The sequence below is a fragment of the Rhizobacter sp. P3_B12 genome (assembly GCF_056402895.1).
Window position 1 is genome coordinate 1 of sequence record NZ_JBFUGN010000463.1, and the last position, 4,777, is coordinate 4,777.

Genomic DNA, 4,777 nt, shown 5'->3' on the forward strand with positions numbered 1-4,777 from the left:
GGCCAAGCCCGAGCCCGCGCCGGAGCCGGCCCCGCCGCCGGTCGCCGCCGCACCGGTGGCGCCAGCCGAGCCCTCGGCCGGCGAGAAGGCCTTCCGCTCGGGCGAAGCGTCGGCCAAGGCCGGCAACCTGGAACGCGCCCTGGCCGACTACAAGCAGGCCGCCAGCCTGGGCATTGCCGCCGCCGGCCCGAAGGTGGATGCCACCAGCAAGCGGCTGGTCGACACCCATTCGCGCAACGCCCGCTCGGCGCTCGCGCGCCAGGATCTCGACGGCGCGATCAAGTCCTGGGACAAGGTGCTTGAGCTCGATCCGGCCAACGACACGGCCAAGCTGGAACGTCAGAAGGCCCTGCGCCTGAAAGAGAAGGTCAACGCCCTCTGACCAGGGGCGGCCGGCCTGCGATGTAGGAGACGGCTGACGCCCACGCGGCGTGCCGTCCGATTCTCGTGGCCGGCCGGGCCGTGGACCCTTGGGTCACCAAGGAGGACACCCCATGACGCAAGAAGCCCAGATCATCGGCAAGGTCGAATACCRCGAAGGCGACGGCCAGCCGATCGAGATCCGCCCCGGCCCGATCGAGGTCGAGACCACCCTCACCGACGCCACGCTCAGTTGGGTCGACGGTGACACCCACGGCTCGACCGCGATCCCGATCGGCGATTTCCAGCGCTACGTGGCGCGCGGCACCATCGAGCTGAAACACGAGACGGTGTGAACCTCTGAGCGTCGCGCATAGAGTTCGAGCAGCACCTCGCTGACGTTGCCGAGCAGCAGCCGCGCGACACCCTCCGCATAGAAGTTGAACTGCGTGCTGACGCGGTAGCGCGTGCGCATCGCGAGCCGGGTGCCGCCGCGCTCGGGCTCCAGCTCGAACACCGTGTCGAGCAGGTCGAAGTACAGGCCGCCGATGCGCACGTGGTCGTCCAGCGCGCCGGCGGGAACCGAGTCGTCAGCGAAGCGGTAGGTCCACGCGATGCGGCGGGCCGGCTGCCACTCGGTGATGTCGCCGTCGAAGTGGATGCCCTTGCCCATCCGGAAATGCTGCACGCGCTGCCCGGCCGCGCCGGTGACACCTGATTGCGGCGGCGGCACGCCGATGCGGTACGCCCAGCCGCGCGCGACCTCGTCGGCCCGGATGTCGGGCAGCTGCGTCAACTGCTGCCACACCGCCGCGGGCGGCGCGGCAATCCACACACTGCGTTCGACCTGGCTGCGGTCATCCTGCAGCGCGGTGCCGGGCACCAGGGCGCCCATCAGCAAGGGCAGCACGCCGGCGGCATACAGCGTCGGCCGCGGCCAGCCCGAGACACGACAGGCGATGCCCATCAGCAGCCCGCCGATGCTGCCCAGCACGCCGAACAGCGGCGCGATGACGATCGCGCAGATCAGCCCCTCGATGTTGATGAGCAGCGTGCCAATGACGAACAGCGCGGTGGCAAGGAACGGTGCGCCGAGGTAGTAGAGCCACGAGCGCCGGTGCTCGCGTTCGGCCACGTAGACGGTGACCATGYCCACCGCGATCGGCGCGAGGAACACGAAGGCGCCGGCCATCGCTGACCAGTGGCCGCCGGCCACGCCGGAGAACACCAACCGCAGCGCGATGCCGGCCAGCGCCCCGGCCAGCACCGGCCAGCGGTAGCGGAACGGAAGGTGCTCGGCACTCATCGCGTGTGCGAGATCCACAGCAGCACCGCGAGCACGCCGATCGTCAGCTTCTGCAGCAGCGAGACCGCGTGCGCGAAGCGGCCGCGCAGGTCGATGCGCGGCTCGGGCGGGCTGATGCGCAGGCCCTGCGCCAGGGCCGTCGGCGAGCGGCCCAGCAAGGCCGGCAGCGCATTCGCGGCCGGCACGCTGCCGCGTTCCAGCAGGCGCATCGTCTCGGGGCTGAAGGCCTTCTGCGGCAGCAGCTGCGCCACGCGGGCCGCGAGCTTCATCAGCGGCATCGGCACCGGCAGCCACAGCGGCTCGCCCAGGCCGAGCGCCGCGCGGTAGGCGGCCAGCATCTCGCGGTAGCTCACGCTCTCGGGGCCGCCGATCTCGTGCACCGCCCGCAGCGTGCCGCGCTGCTCGACCAGCCGCGCGATCGCCTCGGCCAGCTCGTAGACGTGCAGCGGCTGCAGCCGTTGCGCGCCGCGCCCCGGCAGGCTGACGACCGGCAGCGCCGCGRGCGTCGCGAACAACGCGGCGCTCGCGCTGCGCGGCCCGTAGACCAGCGATGGCCGCAGCACCGCCCAGTCGATCGGCAGGGTCGCGAGCAGGTCATCGGCGAGCAGCTTGCTGTGCAGGTAGGCGCTGCCGATGCCCTCGGCGCCGACGCCGAGGGCCGACACCTGGATCACCCGCCGCACGCCCGCGAGCGCTGCGCCGCGGAACAGCTCGATCGGCCCCTGCGCATGCACGCGCTCGAAGCGCTGCCCGCGCGAAGGCACCAGGATGCCGACGCAGTTGACCACCGTGTCGACCTGCRCCTCGCGCAGCCGCGCAGCCCAGTGCTGCGGCGACACCGGGTGGGAGAAATCGAGCGGCCAGTGCTCGCGCGCCGCGCCCGGCCGGCGCGAGGCTTCGATCACCTTGTGGCCGCGCGCACGCAGCGCATGCACGACCGCTGCACCGATGCAGCCGGTCGATCCACAGACGAGGACCTTCATGATGGACTCCTTGAGAAGCAGCAGCGCGCCGGCGCCGCGACATCGAACGCGCGCACCGCCTCGGGTTCGAGCGCCTGCAGCGTGGCGCGGGGCGGCAAGGTGGCCGGCAGGCTGATGTCCCACACCAGCCCGATGCGCTGCAGCGTGCACAGCACCCACCAGCCCGGATCGGCTTGGCCCGGATAGAGCCCGAGGCGGGCCGAGCCGGGAAACGCGTGGTGGTTGTTGTGCCAGCCCTCGCCGAAAGTGATGAGGCCACAGCCGCGCACGTCGTGGCCTTGCACGCCGGCGCCGTCGACATGCCAGCTGCGGTGGCCGGTGCGGTGCGCGAAGTGGCCGACCATCCAGTGCCCGGTGAGGCCGACCACGCAGCGCAGGCACACGCCCCACAGCACCCAGCCGATGCCGCCGAGCGCGAAGAACAGCAGCGCCCACGGCAGCTGCTGCAGCAGCCAGTGGCGCTCGAGGGCCATCAGCACGCGGTCGTTCGCGAGGTGCGCCGGCAGCTCGAAGCGCGGCGGCCGGGCGAGGCGCAGCTCGCAGTGCAGTTGCCACCACGCGTCGACGAGGAAGCTGCGGCGGTGCGCGAAGAAATCGTGGCAGTGCGGCTGGCGCTGCGCCCAGTCGCGCAGGTCGTGCGTGCGCATCATGCCGGCCGGGCCGGCCATGCTGACCAGCACGCCGAGGTAGACCAGCACGCGTTCGAGCCACAGCGGGCAGGCATAGGCGCGGTGGATCAAGCGCCGATGCATGCCCAGCGAGTGGCCGAGGCACAGCGTGACGGCACTGCTTGCGAGGAACAGCGCGAAGCCGCTCCAGCTCGCGTAGCGGGTGACGGCCAGCATGCCGCCGGCCAGCATCGCGAACCACCACAGCGAGCGCTGCGGCGCCCACGCGACGCGGCCCTCGACCGCGCTGCACCCTTCCGTCGCGTGAACCGTGGTGACTTCGTTGCGCATGGCCGCCTCACTCGCCGCGGTGGGTGCGGCAGGCGCCATCGCGGCAGGCCTGCATGCGGGCCGCCATGCGCGCAGCACGAACCCGCCGGATGCCGCGCACCAGCGGCGCGCTCGCCCGCGAGATCGCCTGGCGATGCCGCGCGAACCAGCGGTAGCCCAGCTCGAACGCGGGCTGCAACGGCGCCCAGCCAACCGGCTTCAGCACCCAGCCCAGGCCCACTGCCTCATAGGCCAGCCGCAGCACCTGCACACCGTGCAGCACCCGGCCGTCGGCCGCGATCGCGTGGATCTCCTCGTTCATCGCCTGCAGCGTGATGCCATAGGGCGTCGGGTCGAAGCCCTCGGCACTGATGTCGACGAAGGCCAGGCGGCCCGCCGCGTTGCGCTCCCACAGGTGGTCCATCTCCAGCGAGCACACCGGGCAGGCGGCGTCGTAGAGCAGCGTCATCGGGTACAGGGCTTGGTTCATTCAGATCGCTCCGTCAGTAATTTCTGTCTTTAGAGAAACTCATGAGCAAAAAAAATTTCAGCCTCAGGGACCCAACAACTGCACCGGGTTGATCTCTTCGGCTGCTGCGCCGTCGCGGCCGAGCAGCTTCTTGATCTTGGCGCCGAGCTTCAGCACCTTGGTCAGCGTGTCGGTGTCGAGCTTCAGCATCTCGTCGCTCCATGCCGTCAGCGTGACCAGCAGTTCCTGCGTCTCGCGGATGCGCAGGCGCGCCTCGGCGGGGTCGCGGCTGAGCGCCGGATCGGCCAGCAACTCGTTCAGCACCTCGATGGTGGGCGCGATCTCGCGGCGCTGGCGCTCACGCACCACAGTGCGCAGCAACTCCCACACCTGCGTCGAGGTCTCGAAGTGATCGCGCCGGTCGCCGGCCAGGTGCACGAGCTTGATCAGGTTCCAGCCCTGCAGCTCGCGCAGGCTGTTGCTGACGTTCGAGCGCGCGACGTCCAGCGTGTCGGCGATCTCCTCGGCATGCATCGGCCGGCCGGTGATGAAGAGCAGCGCGTGGATCTGCGCGACCGTGCGGTTGACACCCCAGCGCGTGCCCATCTCGCCCCAGTGCAGGACGAATCGGGTCAGGGTCGGCGACAGGTTCATGAGGTGGACTCTAGGGTCGTCGGATATTTCTGTCAATACAGAAATCAAGAAAGAGGCTTCACAAGAG

6 protein-coding genes and 1 pseudogene are annotated in these 4,777 nt (G+C 70.5%); 2 read left to right on the forward strand and 5 right to left on the reverse strand.

Annotated features, from left to right (window positions below; translation table 11 throughout):
• Together AC1D01_RS21220 and AC1D01_RS21225 are read left to right on the forward strand one after the other, a co-directional pair.
• Nucleotides 1-382, forward strand: a pseudogene (locus AC1D01_RS21220) (hypothetical protein); the annotation flags it as partial.
• Nucleotides 383-494: 112 nt separating this feature from the next.
• Nucleotides 495-716: a hypothetical protein gene (locus tag AC1D01_RS21225; RefSeq protein ID WP_477869779.1), complete on the forward strand. Its 222-nt coding sequence runs from the start codon at nt 495-497 to the stop codon at nt 714-716.
• Here AC1D01_RS21225 and AC1D01_RS21230 read toward each other — a convergent pair.
• From AC1D01_RS21230 to AC1D01_RS21250, 5 genes are all read right to left on the reverse strand, one after another.
• Complete coding sequence (locus tag AC1D01_RS21230) at nt 671-1,666, reverse strand: SRPBCC family protein (RefSeq protein WP_477869781.1); 996 nt, start codon at nt 1,664-1,666, stop codon at nt 671-673. The genes AC1D01_RS21225 and AC1D01_RS21230 overlap by 46 nt on opposite strands.
• A complete protein-coding gene (locus AC1D01_RS21235; RefSeq protein ID WP_477869783.1) occupies nt 1,663-2,649 on the reverse strand; it encodes an NAD-dependent epimerase/dehydratase family protein in 987 nt (328 codons plus the stop codon). The genes AC1D01_RS21230 and AC1D01_RS21235 overlap by 4 nt, the downstream gene beginning before the upstream one ends.
• The gene (locus tag AC1D01_RS21240; protein WP_477869785.1) at nt 2,646-3,608 is read right to left on the reverse strand and encodes an acyl-CoA desaturase; all 963 of its coding nucleotides are present in this window, start codon (nt 3,606-3,608) and stop codon (nt 2,646-2,648) included. The genes AC1D01_RS21235 and AC1D01_RS21240 overlap by 4 nt, the downstream gene beginning before the upstream one ends.
• A gap of 7 nt (nt 3,609-3,615) precedes the next feature.
• Nucleotides 3,616-4,077: a thiol-disulfide oxidoreductase DCC family protein gene (locus AC1D01_RS21245; RefSeq protein ID WP_477869787.1), complete on the reverse strand. Its 462-nt coding sequence runs from the start codon at nt 4,075-4,077 to the stop codon at nt 3,616-3,618.
• Nucleotides 4,078-4,140: 63 nt separating this feature from the next.
• Nucleotides 4,141-4,710, reverse strand: a complete 570-nt coding sequence (locus AC1D01_RS21250) for a GbsR/MarR family transcriptional regulator (protein ID WP_477869789.1) — start codon at nt 4,708-4,710, stop codon at nt 4,141-4,143.
• Between the last annotated feature and the right edge of the window lie 67 nt (nt 4,711-4,777).